13 protein-coding genes and 1 pseudogene are annotated in these 15404 nt (G+C 55.6%); 8 read left to right on the top strand and 6 right to left on the bottom strand.

The window, feature by feature from the left end:
- Window positions 1–166: 166 nt before the first annotated feature.
- Window positions 167–1402 carry a PQQ-dependent sugar dehydrogenase gene (locus KJI95_RS02245; RefSeq protein WP_250885529.1) on the bottom strand — a complete coding sequence of 412 codons (1236 nt, stop codon included), beginning with the start codon at window positions 1400–1402 and terminating at the stop codon, window positions 167–169.
- 172 nt (window positions 1403–1574) lie between these two features.
- Window positions 1575–3323, bottom strand: coding sequence for a C4-dicarboxylic acid transporter DauA (gene dauA, locus KJI95_RS02240; protein WP_214505538.1), 1749 nt, complete (start codon window positions 3321–3323; stop codon window positions 1575–1577).
- A 271-nt stretch (window positions 3324–3594) separates the two neighbouring features.
- Between dauA and KJI95_RS02235 the strand changes: the two genes are divergently transcribed.
- The 3 genes from KJI95_RS02235 to KJI95_RS02225 all read left to right on the top strand — a co-directional run bounded on the left by KJI95_RS02235 (window position 3595) and on the right by KJI95_RS02225 (window position 5918).
- Window positions 3595–4191: a sigma-70 family RNA polymerase sigma factor gene (locus KJI95_RS02235; RefSeq protein ID WP_214505537.1), complete on the top strand. Its 597-nt coding sequence runs from the start codon at window positions 3595–3597 to the stop codon at window positions 4189–4191.
- Window positions 4181–4966: a hypothetical protein gene (locus tag KJI95_RS02230; RefSeq protein WP_214505536.1), complete on the top strand. Its 786-nt coding sequence runs from the start codon at window positions 4181–4183 to the stop codon at window positions 4964–4966. Before KJI95_RS02235 ends, KJI95_RS02230 begins: the two co-directional genes overlap by 11 nt.
- Window positions 4967–5099: 133 nt before the next feature.
- Window positions 5100–5918, top strand: coding sequence for a substrate-binding periplasmic protein (locus KJI95_RS02225; RefSeq protein WP_349356709.1), 819 nt, complete (start codon window positions 5100–5102; stop codon window positions 5916–5918).
- Window positions 5919–5956: 38 nt separating this feature from the next.
- On the opposite strand, the gene KJI95_RS02220 is transcribed toward KJI95_RS02225, so the two are convergent.
- The 3 genes from KJI95_RS02220 to rdgC form a co-directional block, all read right to left on the bottom strand.
- Entirely contained in the window at window positions 5957–7165 is a 1209-nt protein-coding gene (locus tag KJI95_RS02220; protein ID WP_214505534.1) for an HD-GYP domain-containing protein, read from the bottom strand.
- A gap of 75 nt (window positions 7166–7240) precedes the next feature.
- On the bottom strand, window positions 7241–7663 hold the full coding sequence (locus tag KJI95_RS02215; protein ID WP_214505533.1) for a hypothetical protein: 423 nt from the start codon (window positions 7661–7663) through the stop codon (window positions 7241–7243).
- Between the two features lie 101 nt (window positions 7664–7764).
- Window positions 7765–8676, bottom strand: a complete 912-nt coding sequence (rdgC, locus tag KJI95_RS02210) for a recombination-associated protein RdgC (RefSeq protein WP_214505532.1) — start codon at window positions 8674–8676, stop codon at window positions 7765–7767.
- Between the two features lie 292 nt (window positions 8677–8968).
- On the opposite strand from rdgC, the gene KJI95_RS02205 reads away from it, so the two are divergent.
- The 4 genes from KJI95_RS02205 (at window position 8969) to KJI95_RS02190 (ending at window position 13317) form a co-directional block, all read left to right on the top strand.
- Window positions 8969–9892, top strand: a complete 924-nt coding sequence (locus KJI95_RS02205; protein ID WP_214505531.1) for a porin — start codon at window positions 8969–8971, stop codon at window positions 9890–9892.
- A 188-nt stretch (window positions 9893–10080) separates the two neighbouring features.
- Window positions 10081–10770, top strand: coding sequence for a phosphate regulon transcriptional regulator PhoB (phoB, locus tag KJI95_RS02200; protein ID WP_214505530.1), 690 nt, complete (start codon window positions 10081–10083; stop codon window positions 10768–10770).
- Window positions 10771–10842: 72 nt separating this feature from the next.
- Window positions 10843–12135 (top strand): phosphate regulon sensor histidine kinase PhoR, encoded by a 1293-nt coding sequence (phoR, locus tag KJI95_RS02195; protein WP_214505529.1) that lies wholly within the window; start codon window positions 10843–10845, stop codon window positions 12133–12135.
- Between the two features lie 207 nt (window positions 12136–12342).
- On the top strand, window positions 12343–13317 hold the full coding sequence (locus KJI95_RS02190) for a PstS family phosphate ABC transporter substrate-binding protein (RefSeq protein ID WP_214505528.1): 975 nt from the start codon (window positions 12343–12345) through the stop codon (window positions 13315–13317).
- Window positions 13318–13519: 202 nt separating this feature from the next.
- On the opposite strand, the pseudogene KJI95_RS02185 reads toward KJI95_RS02190, so the two are convergent.
- A pseudogene (locus tag KJI95_RS02185) lies at window positions 13520–14077 on the bottom strand (collagenase); the annotation flags it as partial.
- A gap of 81 nt (window positions 14078–14158) precedes the next feature.
- On the opposite strand from KJI95_RS02185, the gene KJI95_RS02180 reads away from it, so the two are divergent.
- Window positions 14159–15223, top strand: a complete 1065-nt coding sequence (locus KJI95_RS02180) for an IS110 family RNA-guided transposase (protein WP_214505527.1) — start codon at window positions 14159–14161, stop codon at window positions 15221–15223.
- The last annotated feature ends 181 nt before the right edge of the window (window positions 15224–15404 follow it).

Here is a 15404-nt window from a genome sequence, read left to right as displayed (position 1 = left end):
TAATTATATTTGCCTGTATTCAGGCTAGGGTACAGATGGCCGGGGGCGGGAGGCTTTGCTCAGGCGGATGGCGATAAAGCCGCTCACCCCGGCTGGATGGGGCGCAATGATAGCATGGACGCACCCGCTTCGCTGCCTTTTCAGTCTGATTTTGCGCCGCCAGAAGTTAGTTTTCAGGGCGATAAACAATGCGGTAAATGCGGTCGTAACCATCGTCGCTAACGAGCAGACTGCCGTCCGGCAACATCATCACATCGGCGGGGCGGCCGGTGACGTTTTCGCCCTGCAACCAGCCGTCGGCAAAGGTTTCAAGGCTTTTGACCCGGTTGCCATCGAGGCTGGCAAAGCGGATACGATAGCCAACTTTACTGCTGCGATTCCACGAGCCGTGTTCGGCGATGAAAATCCCGCCCTGATACTTTTGTGGAAACTGTTTTCCGGTATAGAAGGTCATGCCAAGGCCGGCGACGTGCGCGCCGAGTTTGGCTTCTGGCCTGACATAGTCTTCAATCCGTTTGCCAGCGCCAAATTCAGGGTCCGGCGTATCGCCCTGATGAATATAGGGATAACCGAAATGTTGCCCGCGTTTGGACAGGCGGTTTAACTCATCCGATGGCATATCATCGCCCATCATGTCGCGGCCATTGTCGGTAAACCACAGCTCACCTGTGGTGGGGTGAAAGTCAAAACCGACACTGTTACGCACGCCAAGGGCTTCATCGCGCATATCCAGATCTGGCGAGTCAAGGTTTGCTGAATCAAGGTTCACATCCAGGCTGATGATTTTGCTGTAGTCGCTGCCCGCATCGCAAATATTGCAGGGGGCGCCGATGGGGATGTAAAGCCGGCCATCCGGACCGAATTTCAGATACTTCCAGCCGTGGTGTAAATCTTTCGGCAGCTTGTCAAACATCAGCGTAGGCAGCGCCTTACCGGGCGAGTCGGCCATATCGACCCGATACAGGTTGCCGACATCGGCGATGTAGAGTTTGCCATCTTTATGGGCAATGCCTGAGGGCATGGTGAATTTCATGTTTATTTCACCGGCGATACCGCGTTTTTCGGCCTCGGAGCCCGGCAGCGGCAGATAAAATACCTTACCTTCTTTGCGCGAGCCAACGTAAAGCCAGCCTGAGTCGGTCAGCGCCATCTGACGATAGTTTTTGAAGCGGCTGTGCAGCACCTCTATTTCAAAACCTTCTGGCAGCCTGATGGAGGAAAGCAGCACCTGTTCGGCGCTTGGCTTTGTACTTGATTGCTCTGCGTTTAACTGCTCTGCGTTTAACTGGGCATCTGTGGCTGCAGATGTTGCTGCCAGCGCTTGATGCGGCATCGAGAAGGCAAGCAGCAGCGGGGCGAGTAACGACGGTTTGGGCTTAAGGCGGTGCTGGCGGCAAGTCATGGTCCAAGTCCTTGTTGACGGTTCCTGTTAACCGTTTTCTGTTGACTGTTTCTCGGCTGAGCATGCCAAAGAAATCGTCTCTTGCCAAAGACTCTGACCCCGAATCTGACCCCGTGTCTGACCCCGTGTCTGACCCCGAATCTGCAATTCGTGCTGCTGCTATTCCTTAAGGTCACTGCGCCGGATGATGGCAGTGCGCCGGTTTATCACCCTGCTGCGCCGCCTGAATATCCGGGTAGAAGCTCACCAGCCCAGGCTTATCGCGCATGCCGGCCTTAACGAGAAACCTAAGCGGCTGAAAGGGGACAGAGGCAATCCGTATTTCCCGTTTTTCCTGATGCGCCCAGCGCAGCAGCCGCTCAAGGGCGCTAAGGCCGCCTGCGTCAAGCAGGGTCACGTTTTGCCAATCAAGGATAATAACGCTGGCATCGGCCGCCTTGTATTGCAGCTCCGAAAACACATTGTCGGCGGCGGCAAAAAACAGCGGCCCATCAATCCGAAAGGTGCGTGTTGTTGGCGGTATGGCTGTGTCTTCTGCTTGCGGCTCGGCTGCGGTATCAATAGTCACCAGACGGGTTGAGGCCGCCAGTTGCCCCATCAGCAGCAGCGCTGCCAGCACTATCCCGACCCCGATGGCAATAACCATGTCAAACACCACAGTCAGCAGCAAACACAGCACCAGCACCAGCACATCGGGCAGCGGCGCGGTGCGGATAAGCTGCAGGCTTTTTGCGGCTTCACTCATGTGCCAGGCAACCATAAGGAGCAGCGCCGCCATTGCTGCCATCGGAATATAGGCGAGCACAGGCGCAAGCAGCACCAGCGCCAGCAACACAGTCAAGGCATGAAACACGGCCGCGAGAGGGCTCACGGCGCCTGCGCGCACGTTGGCCGCGCTGCGGGCGAGGGCGGCGGTGGCCGGAATGGCGCCGAAAAACGGTCCAATAAGATTGCCAAGCCCCTGACCAAAAAGTTCGCTGTTGGCGCTGTGGCGCTTGCCAGTCATGCCATCAAGCACCACGGCGCACAGCAGCGACTCAATGGCGCCGAGCATGGCAATGGCGATGGCGGGCGGCAGCAAGTCCTGCACCAGTTGCCAGCTTAGTGTGAGCGGCGTGCCATCGGCGCCGCCAAGGGACCAGGGCATGGCAAAGGAGGGCAAAAATGGGGGTATGCCCTGCGCCGTGCTGCCGTCGGCAAGCAGGTAGGAAAAACGCGAGCCTATGGTATCTACACTGTAGCCCTGATGGGTAAAAAAGAGCGCCAGCAGGGTGCCAATCAAAATCGCCGGCAAATGGGGCGGCAGCGGCAAGCGCAGCTTTGGCCAGAAGATAAGCACCGCAAGAGTGACAAGGCCAATCGAAAGCCCCGGCCATTGCCACTGGGGCAGAGCGGCGGCAAGTGTGGTGAGTTTTTCCCAAAATTCGGCGGGCATGGCATCGATTGGCAGCGCGAATAGGTCTTTAACCTGCAGCAGCGCTATCACAATCGCAATGCCGCCGGTAAAGCCCAGGGTCACCGGCTCGGGAATGTACTGGATAAGCCTGCCAAGGCGCATCAGCGCCAGCAGCATTAAAAAGCAGCCTGACATCGCCGTGGCAATCAACAGTCCGCCAAGGCCATATTTGGCCGAAATGGGCGCAAGCAGCACCACAAAGGCCGCAGTCGGGCCCGATACCGACAGCCGTGAGCCGCCGCTAAGGGCGATGACTATCCCGGCGATAATGGCGGTATAAAGCCCGTATTGCGGCGCGACGCCACTGGCGATGGCGAGCGCCATGGCAAGGGGAATAGCAATAATGCCGACCGTGACGCCGGCGATGGCGTCATGAAAAAGCGCTGTGCGGCCGTAATGGCTGCCCAGGGACTGGCGCAGCGCGATGGCGGGTTGCAATGAAGTGAGATGATGACGGTGTGACATCGGCAATTCCTGCCGCAACGCGGCCAAAGACGGCTATTGTAGTGATCCCGCTGTGCCCACAGTGTGATCTGGGTGACATTTTAAGGATGGCTTAACCCTTTTGTACTTTGTAGCCGTTTCTATGGGAAAGCCATAGATTTATGCTCGGTAAAGATACGAGGTGAATGTGGACATTGCCGCCGCCGCTGTGCACACTGAAATAATCATCAACAGACATTCCGGACCGGCCGTTGCCTTGGGTGACGCTGCGCCGCGGTTTTGCAGGGCAATTATGACAGCCATTCAATCCATTTCTCTGCCGGGCAGTGAAGACGATGAACTGCTGATGCAGCGCTATGGCGCCGGAGATATCAAGGCATTTGAGACCCTGTATCAGCGCCATAAAGGCGGGCTGTATCGTTATTTTGTACGCCAGATAGGCGACAGTGCGCTGGCGGAAGACCTGTACCAGGAAACCTGGGGACGGGTGATAAAGGCGGCGCCTGCCTATGAGGCCACCGCCCGATTTTCTACCTGGCTGTATCGCATTGCCCATAACCTGCTGATTGACCATGTCAGAGCCGTCAAACCGCTCAATGAAGCTCAGGAGTGGCAGGAAGAGCTGCATCCACTGCCCGATGGCATGACCCCGGCCAAATCCTTTGAGCAGGAGCGCAAGGTTCAGGCGCTGCGCCACTGTATCAGCCTGTTGCCACAGGTTCAGAAAGAAGCCTTCCTGCTGTCGAGCGAAATGGGCTTTACCGCGCCCATGATAAGCGACATCGCTTCGGTATCACTCGAGGCCACCAAAAGCCGGATCCGCTATGCCTATCAGAGCCTTAAGTCGTGTCTGGCGCAGCGTTTGGGGGAGAGCGACGATGAAAGATAATGCTTACAGCGCGCCGGATACTGAATTCCGAGAGCTCGATACCCTTTATCGCCAGGGCGCAAGAGAGCTGCCGCCTGCGCACCTTGATGCGCAAATCCTTGAATTTGCATCGGCCCGCGGCGAGCAAAGTGCCACTGCGCCGAGGCAAAAGAGCCCAAGACGCTTCCCCTATGTGATGTCGACCGCCGCCTCGGTACTGCTGCTAGTGGGGCTTTTTATCATCAACCCAGAGCTTGTGAACCTGGATTTGGAGCCTCGGAGTCAGGGCTATGGCGAGCCTGCCTCACAAGCGGCGCCGGCGGCATTTTCTGAATCTATGTCCGGGGCAATGCCTGAATCAATGTCTAAGTCAATGTCCGAGCCAGTGTCGGCATCTGAGATAATAGCCCCCGAAACGACAGCTACTGCTGCGGATGCAGGCGCCGCGAGCGCGCCGCGTCAGGCGATAACACGCATGGCGCCTCAGTCAATTCCCGCCCCAGCCCAGGAAGCGCTGAATACGACTTCGGGCGCAGCTTCGGCTCCAGCTGCTGGCGCAGCGACCAAGGAATCAGTCGCGAGTGCCAATGTGGCCGCTGCGGCGGAAGAGCCGGTGACCACAGACGGTATCGAAACCGAGCTGCAAGCGCTGGAAGCGGCGCTTATTCACAGTGGCGAACTGCACGATAACCGGGCCCAGTTCAAGGCGCTGCTCGAGCAGTTTGAAGCCAAGGATTACCCACTGACCGACGGGCAACTTGTGCGGCTTAAACTGCTCAGGCAGTTTGCCCATTGAGCGGCACGCTTTGGAGGTGACCATGCATTTCAGTCCCTGCGCGTTTTTGTCAACGTCGCCAGGCACCAAGTTAGCGATGCGAGTTAAGCGCGCCAGATTGACAGGCGCACGATCAAAACGCGCCTTTTTGACAGTGGCTTCGCTGGTGGCAATGCTTGCCGGCGCTCAGGCGCAGGCTGACTGCGCTCATGTGCTGCATGTTGCCTACAACGACTGGCCGCCGTATTCCTGGTCTGAAGGCGATGGCGAGCCACAGGGGCTGGACGTGGAGCTGATGCAAACCTTTGCCGCCAAAGCAGGTTGTGAGCTGGTGTTTGACAAAATGCCGGCCAAGCGTTCCCATCAGCTGCTGCGCGTCGGTAAGGTCGATATCATGATGGGCGCCAGTAAAACCGACGATCGCGAAGCATATGCCGTGTTTTCATCGCCTTACCGGCAGGAAGTGGTGGGGGTGTTCAGTCTGGACAGCCAGAAGCTTGGCGATATAGTCAGCTGGACACAGCTGATGAACTCGGGGCTCAGATTGCTGGTACCTCAGGCCGGCTGGTATGGCAGCGATTATGAGGCGTCCCGCAGCGAGCTTGAACACAAAAACCTGTTGGTCGAGAGTCCGGATTTACTGCGCAGCGTACAAATGCTGGCGCGCAATCGGGCAGAGCTTGCCCTTGGCGATTCGTTATCCCTGCCTTACATTGCCAGTCAAACCGAACATCTTCATTTGTACCGGCACACGGCGCGCCTCAGTGAAAGCGATATCCATCTGATGTTCAGCAAGGCGGCCATGTCGGAAGCGGAAGCGAGCAGCATAGAGCGGGCAATCGTGGCGGCCCATCAGAGCGGCGATATTGCTGCGCTGCTGCTTAAATGGGAGCAAATCTCCCTAAGCCGCATCAATTTTGCCGAAGATTCCGAAGCGCGGCTTGGCCGCAGCACGCCACAGTTTGCGGATTAACCAAGCCGAGTCGAATTTGACGACAGCGGCCTGCATCGTCACGATGGTTGCTTGATTTGAGACTGAGTCCAGATGTCACGCATCTGCGGCGTGGCTAAAAAGGTGTCCACCAACAGCGGGTCGAGCATGCTGCCCTTAAGGCCTTTAAGGTGGCGCAGCGCCTGCTCATACCCCAGCCTTAAGCGCTCGTCCGGATGGCACAATAAGTCATCGAAGGTATCAATCAGGGTCACAATCCTCGCTTCAAGCGGGATAGCCTTGCCTTTTAATCTGCCCGGATAACCATCCCCGTCCCAGCGCTCATGGTGGCTGGCTGCTATGTTGCGCGCAAGGCTTAACAGCAGGCAGTCCGGCGCCTCGGCCTGCAGCTCCGCCAGTAGCTTTTCACCAAACTGGGTGTGGCGCACCCGTTCAAGCTCCTGACTTGGCGTGAGCTGAGCCAATTTGTTTTGCAGAATATCCGGCAAGGCCACCATACCCACATCATGCAGCGTGGCGCTGAGGCCTATGTGCTCGATAAACTCACCGGTTAATTCGTCCGGCCGATGGGGCGAGCGCTCCAGTGCCTGGGCCAGAGCGCGTGAGCCTGCGGCGATGCGGTCAAGATGGTCGCCCTGACCGTGGGATCTCAGTCCCGACAATCGGGCAAGGCCGCGGATAGTGGCGCGCCGTGAGGCGTGGGTGCGCTCCAGTGCCAGTGACAGCCGGTCTGTGAGGTAGCCAGTACCAAAACACAACATGGCGCAGATGGCGATAAAGTTAACGCTGACAACGGCAAAAATTTCAAGGCTATAGGCCGGCAGCGGCGGCCAGGGCATCAAGCCTTCGTAATAACCGATGCCGGTGAATAGCAGTGTTATGACGCAAAGCAGCTGCGCTTTGACGCCTGCGCTGGAGCCAAGCAGCAAGGTGGTGACCAGCGGAAACATAAACAGCCAAAAGAAGCCGGCGCCGGTTGGGCCAATCGCCCAGATAAAGGCGACACCTATGGCATAACACAGAAGGCCAGCTGCGGTGTAGCGCGGCGTGTCGTTGATTTCCGGAAACAGCAGCAGCGCCAGCAGGGTGAGATAGGCCAGGGTATCGACCACCACCATGGACCAGAGTCCCTGCTTCATACACAGGTAAACGCTGGTGAAGTACACCGGGATACAAATGATGGCCAAAACGGTGAACATGCGGCGAAAGATTATTTGGCGCCAATGGGCCAAATCGGCAGGTTGTTCGTCCAATGTAAGGGAGGACATAAAGAGCGTACCTGTGAATGCGAATAGTTGCAGTGTTTAAACTGAGCTACCTTGTAGCCTGAGTGACAATAAATTTCAACTGTTAACCCAATCCCATAGCCCTAAACTGCTGCCGGGCAGCAAATCGATACCAAGCCAGGACTTGAGCAGATACAGACCAAACAGCCCAAGCAGCAGGCACAGCAAAATAAAGCCAGCCCCCATGGCGAGCATCATCACCAGCGACAGGTGCCGCTCGGTTCGGCTGTAGGCGCGGCGGTTGCGGCCAAAGAGGAACACCCAGTAAAAACGCCAGCGAAAGAAGGGGATGGCAAAACTGCCACGGCTGTCGATGCTGTGCTTGCCCCAGGTTCTGTCCCCAAGCAGGATGCGGATCCCTTCAATCTGTTCTTCGCTGTAACTGTCGGCAAGCGCTGGCGGCAGCTTATCGAGCAGGCGCTGGCGCAGGGTTGGCGCATCCGGTACGGCGGCGGGGGACTTTGAAGCGGTAGGCGGCATGTCGATGGGCGGCTTTGCTGAGGCTTTTGGTCAGTGTAGGCCAGAAAGGAGAAAAAAACAGGGCGCCGCAGCGCCCTGTTTCCGGATTAAAAACAGTGGTGTTATTCGTCTTTTGGCAGGCCGCCGAGTACATCCACCACTGCGTGCATCAAGGCCACCAGTTCACTGCTCATCAGCGCGAAATCGGCATCGAGTTTGGCCATCGGGTCATCGTTGCCCACATCATCGCTGCCGGCGCGGAACTCTTCTGAGAACTTAAGCCGTTTGATGCTGGCATCGGACTGCAGCAGCAACGCAATGGACTGGCCAAAGTGCAGTGCGAGTTTATGCACTTCTTTGCCGGTTTCCAGATGCGCCAGCACTTCCTCTTCGGTCAGCACCTGCTGCTTGAAGCGCACTATGCCACCTTCTTCGGCGGCAGATTTAAGCTCGGCTTCGTCCTGCATGATGAAAGGTGCCGGCGCTTCACCTGCTTTGAGCCACTCGGTAAGGCTGTGCTCCACCGGCAGATTGAATGTCACCGGAATAACCGGCAGCGAGCCCATGGCTTTACGCAGGAGCGCCAGCAGCTCTTCGGCCTTGGTGGCGCTTGAGCTGTCGACCAGGATCATCTGAATTTCCGGCAGGATCAGCGCGGTGATCTGGCTTCTGCGTGAAAACGCCCGTGGCAGCAGGCTGGTGGTGATCTCTTCTTTGAGCGCATCCTTTTCTTTTTTGGTCAGTTTGCGGTTTTCTTCATCCTCAATCTGACTCGCCTTTTCTTCCATCGCTTCTTTGATTACCTGGCCAGGCAGAATTTTCTCTTCCTTGGTGGCGCAGATGAGATGGCGGTTATTGGCACTGTGCACCAGTGCGCTGCCGTGTTTACCCAGGGCCTTGGAGAAGCCGAACTTGCTGATGTCCTGACTGGAGCATGGGCTGAAGGTGAAGTCAGAGAGCGCCTTTTCCAGCGATTCGGTATCGATATTGACGGGTTTGTTGAAGCGGTAAAGGGTGAGATTTTTAAACCACATAATTGCACTCGGCCAAAAAAGAAAGACTGAGTGTAAGCCATCTTAAGGTGATGGGTAAACCGTAAAAAAATGACCGGTCAGCGCAGCTGCCTACAAATTCACAAAAGTGTCATTTGGCAGCAAAGTTTACTTATCCATATGAATAACAAGGGCTAGTTGATTATTTTTTATCTGTTTGAACCTGCTTTCACGCAGTTGAGCATTCACTGAAATAAAACTGCAATACTGCCCTTGCACACTTGCGCTCGTTTCCAAACCAAAAATCAGACGTACAGGACGTCGCAAGGAATAAATGATGAACGCTTTTAACAAAACTCTGCTTGTTTCTGCCTTGGCCGCTGCTTCCATCACTGCTTCTGCCGCCGAACCTTTGACTGTTTATGGAAAGCTGAACGTAACCGCGCAGTCCAACGACGAAGCCGACACCTCTGAAACCACAGTTCAGAGCAACGCTTCCCGTCTGGGCGTGAAGGGTGACTTTGAGCTGAGCTCAGCCCTCGAAGCCTTCTACACCATCGAATACGAAGTGGACACCGGCAGCGATGCCAAAGAAAACTTCACTGCCCGTAACCAGTTTGTGGGCCTGAAAGGCGGTTTCGGTGCCATTTCTGCCGGTCGTAACGACACCATGCTGAAAGTGTCTCAGGGTAACGTTGACCTGTTCAACGACCTGTCAGGTGACCTCAAAGCCCTGTTCAAAGGCGAAAACCGTATCGAGCAGACAGTGACCTACCTGACCCCTTCTTTCGGTGGTTTCAAAGTGGGTGCCACTTATGCCGCCGATGCTTCTGCCTCACAAAAGGGTGAAGATGGTTTCTCTGTTGCCGCCATGTACGGCGATGCTGCCATGAAAGACTCGGCCTTCTACGCTGCCCTGGCTTACGACAGCGAAGTAAAAGGTTATGACGTCCTGCGCGCCAGTGCGTCGGTGAAGATTGCCAGCATTGTGCTGGGCGGTATGTATCAGCAGGAAGAAAAATCCGTTGATGGTGACAGCAAGACAGGCTACCTGGTGAGCGCTGCCTACAACATCGCTGATGTGACCCTGAAAGGTCAGTTCCAGGACATGGAAGACAAGGGTGACTCCTGGTCAATCGGCGCCGATTACAAGCTTGGCAAGCCAACCAAACTGCTTGCCTTCTACACCAGTCGCGATCTGGAAGCACAGACCAGCACCGACGAGTACATCGGCGTGGGTATCGAACACAAGTTCTGATAAACCGTCGGTTATTGGGTAAAAAAGGAGGCTGAGCCTCCTTTTTTCATTTTGATAAACAGCTAGTTAATTAGTTTGATTATGACAAATTCGCCACTTTTGTGGCATGATTGGCGCCGGGATCATATTTTTGTCATAAAACTGACCAATAATATCCATCGTGGACATTCACTGACAGAAAACCGCTTATGACTGCAAGGATTTTGATTGTTGAAGATGAGTTGGCAATCCGCGAGATGCTGACTTTCGTGATGGAACAGCACGGTTTCAGTACCACGGTTGCCGAAGATTTTGACTCTGCCCTCGGGCAACTCTGCGAGCCGTATCCTGATTTGATCCTGCTGGATTGGATGTTTCCGGGGGGAAGCGGCATTCAGTTGGCCAAACGCCTGAAACAGGATGAATTCACCCGCCAAATCCCGCTTATCATGCTCACCGCCCGCGGCGAAGAGGAAGATAAGGTCAAGGGCCTGGAAGTGGGCGCCGACGACTATATCACCAAGCCGTTTTCACCCAAGGAGCTGGTGGCCCGCATCAAGGCGGTGCTGCGCCGCGCCGCGCCAACCCGCCTTGAGGAAACCATCGACGTGCAGGGACTGACACTGGACCCCGTCAGCCACCGGGTGTGTGCCGGTGACACTGTGCTCGACATGGGCCCGACCGAGTTTCGCCTGCTGCACTTCTTTATGACTCACCCCGAGCGGGTATACAGCCGTGAGCAGCTGCTCGATAACGTCTGGGGCACCAATGTGTATGTTGAAGACCGCACCGTGGATGTGCATATCCGCAGGCTTCGCAAGGCAGTTGAGCCTTCTGGCCACGACCGGCTTATTCAAACGGTGCGCGGCGCCGGGTATCGTTTTTCCACCCGGGGATAGACGGGGATAGGCACAGGCTGACCTATGGGTTATCTTGTGCCTTCCAAAGTGTTCCCCTCGCTGGACATACTTATGTTCGACTCTTATTCAGGATATCGCCTGGCTTCCAGGTTGATGATTTACCTGCTTATCGCGCTGGTTGTCGGCCTTATCGTCGGTGAAGTGGTATGGACGCTGCTGCTGGGCTGCATTTTGCTGTTGCTTTGGCACTACCGGCAACTCAGTCGTCTCACTCACTGGCTGTGGCACGACCGCCGGCTGACACCGCCCCAGGGCAGTGGCAGCTGGGAAGGCATTTTTAACGGCATTTACCGCCTGCAGGGCAAAAACCGTCGCCGGGTGTCGCAGCTGGCAACCCTGCTGGGCCGCTTTCGTCAGGGCGCTGAGGCCTTACCCGACGCCGCCGTGGTGCTCGATTCCGACAAAAACATTCTCTGGTGCAATAAACTGGCGCAGCTGATGCTCGGGCTGGTGTGGCCGCAGGACAACGGCCAGCGCATCGATAACCTTATCCGTCACCCCGACTTTGCCGCCTACCTCAAGGCGCAGGATTTCCACGAGCCGCTGGAGCTGGCGTCGCCGGTCTCCGATAAACGCCTGTTGGAACTCAGGCTGATGAAATACGGTGACAGGCAGATGCTGCTGATTGTGCGTGACATTACCCGCATTCGTCAGCTTGAAGGTATGCGCAAGGAGTTTGTGGCCAACGTTTCCCATGAGCTTAAAACGCCGCTGACCGTGCTGCAGGGCTACCTTGAAATGATGCAGAGCATGGCCGAGCCTGACGACATCAACGCCCGCCCGCTGCAGCTGATGCAGCAGCAAACCCGCAGAATGCAGTCGATGGTGGAGCAGCTGCTGACGCTGTCGCGCATTGAAGATGCCACCGAGGTGAACCTTGAGCACAGGGTAAATATGCAGCTTTTGATGGCGGCGGTAAAAGATGAGGCTGAAGCGCTGTCGCAGGGGCAATACACCCTGATGTTTGATATTGACCCCAAGCTTGATGCCCATGGCAACGAAGTGCTGCTTCGAAGTGCCTGCAGCAATCTGGTGTCCAACGCTATTCGCTACACGCCGCCCGGCGGCGTGGTCAAAATCAGCTGGCGTAAAATCGCCACCGGCGGCCGCTTTCAGGTCGAGGATAACGGTGTCGGCATTGCGCCGCAGCACATTGGCCGCTTAACCGAGCGCTTTTACCGGGTTGATAATTCCCGCTCCAGCGCCACCGGCGGCAGCGGCCTTGGGCTTGCCATCGTCAAGCATGCACTGGCGCATCACCACAGCGAGCTCTATGTCAGCAGTCAGCTTGGCAAGGGCAGTATTTTCGGCTTTGTGATCCCGCATCATTTGCTGGCGCAGTAAACCAGGGCATCACCATTAAAAAATAGGCGTATGCCTATTTTTTGTTTTTTTAAAACCAGTTTTTGTTTTTGATAAATAAGATGATTCTATCTTTTTGCTCAAAGTTAGCCTTTGTCATGCAAGTGTCACACGACAGTCATAGACTTGTCATTGTGGCGGTGGATACTGGCTGCGTCTTACGAAAACTGGTTTAACACTGGAGCAATTATGAAACTGAAACAACTCGCTGGCGCCATGACTCTGACCGCCGCCGGTTTATTCACCGCAGCCGCTTCGGCCGCACTGGATCCTGCCCTGGCTTCTTATGAGAAAACCAGTGGCGTATCCGGCAATCTCTCTTCTGTTGGCTCAGATACCCTCGCCAACATGATGACCCTGTGGGCCGAAGAATTTAAAACTATTTACCCCAACGTCAATATTCAGATTCAGGCGGCCGGCTCTTCTACTGCGCCACCAGCCCTGACCGAAGGCACTTCTCAGTTCGGCCCAATGAGCCGCAAGATGAAGCCTAACGAAATGGAAGCCTTTGAGAAGCACTACGGTTACCAGCCAACCGCTATCCGCGTGGCGATTGATGCTCTGGCGGTGTTCGTGCACAAAGACAACCCAATCCAGGGGCTGACTGCCGAGCAGGTTGACGGTATCTTCTCTTCTACCCACAAGTGTGGTGGCAACGATGTGCAGCGCTGGGGCGACTTGGGGCTGACCGATGCCAGCTGGGCTGCCAAAGATGTGCAGCTGTATGGCCGTAACTCAGTATCCGGCACCTACGGTTACTTTAAAGAGCACGCCCTGTGTAAAGGCGACTTCAAGGCCAACGTGAACGAGCAGCCAGGCAGCGCCTCTGTAGTGCAGTCTGTATCTCAGTCACTCAATGCCGTTGGTTACTCAGGTATCGGCTACAAAACTGCCGGCGTGAAGGCCGTAGCCATCGCCAAGAAAGGCAATGAGTTTATCGAAGCCACCATCGAAAACGCCGCCAACGGAACTTACCCACTGTCACGTTACCTCTACGTGTATGTGAACAAGCACCCAAACAAAGAGCTGCCACCGATGGAGCGTGAATTCATCCGCTTTATCCTGTCCAAGCAGGGTCAGCAAGTGGTTGAGAAAGACGGTTATGTTCCGCTGCCAAACAGCGTAATTGCCAAAGATCTGGAAAAAGCCGGTATCCGCCTGTAATTCAGACTTAAGCGACCTTCGACTCAGAAAAGCCTCCTTCGGGAGGTTTTTTGCTTTGGGGGCTTTTTGCTTATGGGGCGGTGCGCGGCAGGCAAAAAAAACGGCTCCCAATGGGAGCCGAAAAATGTCTTTCCAACAAGGGATGGTTGCGCTAGAAACCATCAAATAAGGGAGGATGATGAACGATGAAAAACTCGGTTCATTAATTCTGACTGGCGCTTTGCAAAGAAGTTCCGTCAGCCTCAACATTTTTTGTGATTTTTTTCAGCCACAGTGAAAACTCATCATCCATCTGGGTGCCCCAGCTTAGTACAAGTGACTGATAGCCCGAATAATCTCCCTTGCGGGTCAAGGCAAGCATGGCATCAATTTTTTCTCTGTGATGCTCCATCATAAAGCGCACGGCAAGGTAGCCCCAGCGATACACCCGGTCGGTGCCGCCGTTGTGCTCGTAGCTGGTATCAAAAATGTCACTCAGGGAATAGCCCGGAGCCTTGGCCAGTGCCAGCGCCTTGGGGTTGTTATCGCCAAGGGCCAGATATTCGGCGACGCCTTCGGTCCACCACACCAGATGGGGCAGTGGCGGTGACGGCTCGGGGCAATACTCGGGGGCGCTGTGAGAGTCGTGCAGAGCGCTGCAAAAATCGCCGTAGAGATTAAAGCGGCCATCGAGGTAGTGCACATACTCGTGGCGCAGGTTCCAGATTTGCCCGTTCTTTTGATAGGCCACAAACTCGGCCTGATTACCCTCGCGCTGTGGATGATGAGATGGACGCTCCTTAATCCGGCGTCAATGCGCCAAACTGGTTTTGAAACAATCAGTTGAAAAGGAGCGTCCATCATGAAAGCTAGCACAGTTTCAATCGACCTGGCAAAGAGCGTCTTTCAAGTGCTCGGTGTGACGGATACGGGTAAAAAGGTCTTTTCCAAACGCCTGAGCAGACAGCAGTTTATTGAGTTTATCCCTCAGCTTGAGTCCTGCCATGTGGTGATGGAAGCCTGCATGTCATCCCATTACTGGGCCCGTTGTTTTGTGCGGGCTGGTCATCGGGTGGAGTTGCTCCCGGCGCAGTATGTGACCCCGTTTGTCAGGGGCAACAAGAATGACAAAAACGATTGTCTGGCGATTTATGAGGCCAGTCAGCGGCCGGGCATGCGCTTCGTGCCGATAAAAACTGAAAACCAGCAAAGTATCATGGCACTGCATCGCCAGCGAGACCGCCTGATTGCCGGGCGAACCGCCTGTGTTAATCAAACCCGCAGTTTGCTGCTGGAGTTTGGCGTGATTATCCACTCGCCACTGAAAACCTTTCGCCGGGCACTGCTTGAGCAGCTCGATAATCCGGCTTTACCACCGCTGTTTCGGCTCACGCTGAACGATGTGATTGATGAGCTGGCAGCGTTTGATGTGCGCCTTGGGCGTATTCTGGGGTTGATAAAGCAGCTCAACGACCAAAGCGAGGCCGCGCAAATTCTGCTGTCCTTGCCAGGCGTGGGGCCGATTATTGCCTCGGCCTTCAGTGCCTGTATCGACAAGGGCCAGGCGTTCAGCAGCGCCGATGAATTACCCGTGTGGCTGGGGTTGACCCCGAGGCAATACGCCTCCGGCAACACTAATCGCCTAGGCAACATCACCAAGCGCGGCGATGGCTATCTGCGTAAACAGCTTATCCACGGTGCCCGCACTGTGGTCAGTCATGCCCACAAAAAGCAGGATGACTTAAGCCGTTGGGTCTCGGCCATCAAGGCGCGGCGGGGGATAAACAAGGCGGTGGTCGCCACAGCACGCAGACTCGCCAGACTGATGTGGATTTTATTGCAAAGGCAGACCAGGTATCAGCCCCAATTCGGCCAAGGGCCCTGTCAAATGGATAGTCAAAGTCAGGGAGTCTGCCATGGCGCATAAGTTACGGATTGTCAGGAAGCTCGGGTGGGACAAGGACCAGCGAGTCCGAGTGGGTGATATGAGCCCCTGACAATCCCCCTTCCCAAGTCTGTTCCCTAGGTGATGAAAAATTGGCTTAGCCTGCCTGCAATAAACCCGGTAAGAGCACGACCTTGAAGGTCGGTTGGGTGGTTTTCAAGTT

The sequence above is a fragment of the Shewanella jiangmenensis genome (assembly GCF_018596335.1).
Classification (GTDB): Bacteria; Pseudomonadota; Gammaproteobacteria; order Enterobacterales; family Shewanellaceae; genus Shewanella; species Shewanella jiangmenensis.
The sequence above is the reverse complement of the archived record's forward strand: the minus strand, read 5'-3'. Positions and strand labels throughout refer to the sequence as shown.

What these genes read in the sequence shown, in the direction of transcription:
- KJI95_RS02245 (WP_250885529.1), bottom strand. Translation starts at nt 1,402, where the DNA reads ATGACTTGCCGCCAGCACCGCCTTAAGCCCAAACCGTCGTTACTCGCC.
- dauA (WP_214505538.1), bottom strand. Translation starts at nt 3,323, where the DNA reads ATGTCACACCGTCATCATCTCACTTCATTGCAACCCGCCATCGCGCTG.
- KJI95_RS02235 (WP_214505537.1), top strand. Translation starts at nt 3,595, where the DNA reads ATGACAGCCATTCAATCCATTTCTCTGCCGGGCAGTGAAGACGATGAA.
- KJI95_RS02230 (WP_214505536.1), top strand. Translation starts at nt 4,181, where the DNA reads ATGAAAGATAATGCTTACAGCGCGCCGGATACTGAATTCCGAGAGCTC.
- KJI95_RS02220 (WP_214505534.1), bottom strand. Translation starts at nt 7,165, where the DNA reads ATGTCCTCCCTTACATTGGACGAACAACCTGCCGATTTGGCCCATTGG.
- KJI95_RS02215 (WP_214505533.1), bottom strand. Translation starts at nt 7,663, where the DNA reads ATGCCGCCTACCGCTTCAAAGTCCCCCGCCGCCGTACCGGATGCGCCA.
- rdgC (WP_214505532.1), bottom strand. Translation starts at nt 8,676, where the DNA reads ATGTGGTTTAAAAATCTCACCCTTTACCGCTTCAACAAACCCGTCAAT.
- KJI95_RS02205 (WP_214505531.1), top strand. Translation starts at nt 8,969, where the DNA reads ATGATGAACGCTTTTAACAAAACTCTGCTTGTTTCTGCCTTGGCCGCT.
- phoB (WP_214505530.1), top strand. Translation starts at nt 10,081, where the DNA reads ATGACTGCAAGGATTTTGATTGTTGAAGATGAGTTGGCAATCCGCGAG.
- phoR (WP_214505529.1), top strand. Translation starts at nt 10,843, where the DNA reads ATGTTCGACTCTTATTCAGGATATCGCCTGGCTTCCAGGTTGATGATT.
- KJI95_RS02190 (WP_214505528.1), top strand. Translation starts at nt 12,343, where the DNA reads ATGAAACTGAAACAACTCGCTGGCGCCATGACTCTGACCGCCGCCGGT.
- KJI95_RS02180 (WP_214505527.1), top strand. Translation starts at nt 14,159, where the DNA reads ATGAAAGCTAGCACAGTTTCAATCGACCTGGCAAAGAGCGTCTTTCAA.